We start from the raw sequence: 1,923 nt of genomic DNA on the forward strand, positions 1-1,923 counted from the left end.
AAGGTGGGACTGGCGATTGGGACGAAGTCGTAACAAGGTAGCCGTACCGGAAGGTGCGGCTGGATCACCTCCTTTCTAAGGAGCATATGGCCAGCCCCGGGCGAGTGTTCTGGGGTGGTTGCTCATGGGTGGAACATTGACTATTCGGATCTGCCGGTTCACGGAAACCAAGCTAGTACCGCCCTTTTGGGTGGGGAACGCCTGGCGGGGTGTAGAGACAGGTCCGGGCGCGCTGTTGGGTGTCTGAGGGCACGGCCGTGGAAGCGGTTTTGTCTTCGGGTGTGCCAGGGCCCTGCTTTCCCGTGAGGGGGAGGGGGGCGGACTGGTTGTTGGTTGAGAATTGCACAGTGGACGCGAGCATCTGTGGCCAAGTTGTTAAGGGCGCACGGTGGATGCCTTGGTACCAGGAACCGATGAAGGACGTGGGAGGCCGCGATAGTCCCCGGGGAGTTGTCAACCTAGCTGTGATCCGGGGGTTTCCGAATGGGGAAACCCGGCAGTCGTTATGGGCTGTCACCTGCCGCTGAATGTATAGGCGGTGTGGAGGGAACGCGGGGAAGTGAAACATCTCAGTACCCGCAGGAAGAGAAAACAACCGTGATTCCGGGAGTAGTGGTGAGCGAAACCGGAGGAGGCTAAACCGTTTGTGTGTGATACCCGGCAGGGGTTGCGCAGGCGGGGTTGTGGGAGTGCACTTGATTGTTCTGCCGGACAGTCGGGGAGTGAGAAACCGTTGTGGTAGTCGAAGGGCATGCGAAAGGCCTGGCGTAGAGGGTAAGACCCCCGTAGACGAAACTGTGACGGCTCCTTTGTGTGTTTCCCAAGTAGCACGGGGCCCGAGAAATCCTGTGTGAATCTGGCGGGACCACCCGTTAAGCCTAAATATTCCCTGGTGACCGATAGTGGATAGTACCGTGAGGGAATGGTGAAAAGTACCGCGGGAGCGGAGTGAAATAGTACCTGAAACCGTGTGCCTACAAGCCGTGGGAGCGTCGCGCATCGAGCTTGCTCGGTGCGTCGTGACTGCGTGCCTTTTGAAGAATGAGCCTGCGAGTTTGCGGTGTGTTGCGAGGTTAACCTGTTGGTGGGGAGCCGTAGCGAAAGCGAGTCCGAAGAGGGCGTTTGAGTAGCATGCCCTAGACCCGAAGCGGGGTGATCTAGCCATGGGCAGGGTGAAGCGTGGGTAAGACTGCGTGGAGGCCCGAACCCACCAGAGTTGAAAATCTGGGGGATGACCTGTGGTTAGGGGTGAAAGGCCAATCAGACTCCGTGATAGCTGGTTCTCCCCGAAATGCATTTAGGTGCAGCGTCGTTTGTTTCTTGTCGGAGGTAGAGCACTGGATAGGTGATGGGCCTTACCGGGTTACTGACCTTAGCCAAACTCCGAATGCCGGCAAGTGAAGGGCGGCAGTGAGACTGTGGGGGATAAGCTCCATGGTCGAGAGGGAAACAGCCCAGAGCATCGACTAAGGCCCCTAAGCGTGTGCTAAGTGGGAAAGGATGTGGAGTCGCAGAGACAGCCAGGAGGTTGGCTTAGAAGCAGCCACCCTTGAAAGAGTGCGTAATAGCTCACTGGTCGAGTGATTCTGCGCCGATAATGTAGCGGGGCTCAAGTACACCGCCGAAGTCGTGTCATCCAGGCTTTGTCTGGATGGGTAGGGGAGCGTCGTGTGCTGGGTGAAGCAGCCTTGTAAGGGGTTGTGGACGGTACGCGAGTGAGAATGCAGGCATGAGTAGCGTGACGCACGTGAGAAACGTGTGCGCCGATTGACTAAGGGTTCCTGGGTCAAGCTGATCTGCCCAGGGTAAGTCGGGGCCTAAGGCGAGGCCGACAGGCGTAGTCGATGGATAACCGGTTGATATTCCGGTACCCGCCGTGGAGCGCCAGCGCTGAATCTCCTGATGCTAAGCCCGTGAAGCCCT

General features: G+C 58.0%; 1 rRNA gene. It reads left to right on the forward strand.

Annotated features, from left to right (window positions below):
• Window positions 1-365: 365 nt before the first annotated feature.
• Window positions 366-1,923: ribosomal RNA gene (locus ACIBPC_RS32045) — 23S ribosomal RNA — on the forward strand; the annotation flags it as partial.

This window comes from Streptomyces sp. NPDC049879 (assembly GCF_044461265.1).
In the GTDB taxonomy this organism is placed as follows: Bacteria; Actinomycetota; Actinomycetes; order Streptomycetales; family Streptomycetaceae; genus Streptomyces.